Here is a 1,102-nt window from a genome sequence, read left to right as displayed (position 1 = left end):
CGGGTGTGTCGGGTGTGGGTGGGCCGTTGCCGGGTCAGGCGGCTTATGTGATGTTTACTTCGGGGTCGACGGGTCGTCCGAAGGGGGTGGTGGTTTCTCATGGGGGTGTGGGGAGTTTGTTGTCGTGGATGCAGGCGCGGTATGGCTTGACTGCGGGGGATCGGGTGTTGGTGAAGACGCCGGTGGTGTTCGATCCGTCGGTGTGGGAGATGTTCTGGGCGTTGACGTGTGGTGCGGGGTTGGTGGTGGCGGTGCCGGGTGGTCATCGTGATCCTGCGTATTTGGCGGATTTGATGCGTCGTGAGGGGGTGACGGTGGCGCATTTTGTGCCGTCGATGCTGGGGGCGTTTGTGGGGTCGGGGTCGGGGTCGGTGGGGGGTTTGCGGGTGGTGGTGTGTTCGGGTGAGGTGTTGCCGGTGTCTTTGCGTGATCGGGCGATGGAGGTTTTCGGTACGGGGGTTCATAATCAGTACGGTCCGACCGAGGCGACGGTGGATGTCACGGTGTTCGGGGGTCCGTCTGGTGGTGGTGTGGTGCCGATCGGTGGGCCGGTGGCCGGTGCTCGTGTGCGGGTTCTTGATGCGGGGTTGCAGTTGGTGCCGCCTGGTGTGGCGGGGGAGTTGTATGTGGCGGGTGTGCAGGTGGCGCGTGGTTATGCGGGTCGTCCTGGGTTGACGGCTGAGCGGTTTGTGGCGGGTGCGGGTGGTGAGCGGTGGTATCGCACGGGTGACCTGGTCCGGTGGACCGCCGAGGGGTTGCTGGAGTTTGCCGGTCGTGTGGATGATCAGGTGAAGGTGCGTGGTTTCCGGGTGGAGCCGGGTGAGATCGAGGCGGTTTTGGCGGGTCATCCGGATGTTGCGGCGGCTGCGGTGGTGGTGCGTGAGGACGTGCCGGGGGATGAGCGTCTGGTGGCGTATGTGGTGGGGGGTGACGGGTCGGGTCTGCGGGAGTTGGTGGCGTCCCGGTTGCCGGAGTACATGGTGCCCTCGGCGTTCGTGGTTTTGGATGCGTTGCCGGTCACGGTGAACGGGAAGCTGGACCGTAAGGCTCTTCCGGTGCCGGAGCGGCCGGCGGGTGGTGGTCGTGGTCCGGTGACGGTGCG

The 1,102-nt window shown here is 65.7% G+C and carries 1 protein-coding gene; it reads left to right on the top strand.

The window, feature by feature from the left end; all coding sequences use genetic code 11:
- Nucleotides 1-1,102 (top strand): amino acid adenylation domain-containing protein (locus tag ITX44_RS40605; RefSeq protein WP_205365270.1); only part of this gene is annotated, 1,102 nt, incomplete at both ends.

Source organism: Actinacidiphila acididurans, from assembly GCF_016918855.1.
Classification (GTDB): Bacteria; Actinomycetota; Actinomycetes; order Streptomycetales; family Streptomycetaceae; genus Actinacidiphila; species Actinacidiphila acididurans.
Note: the sequence above shows the minus strand (reverse complement) of the source record. Positions and strands in the feature narration are given on the sequence as shown.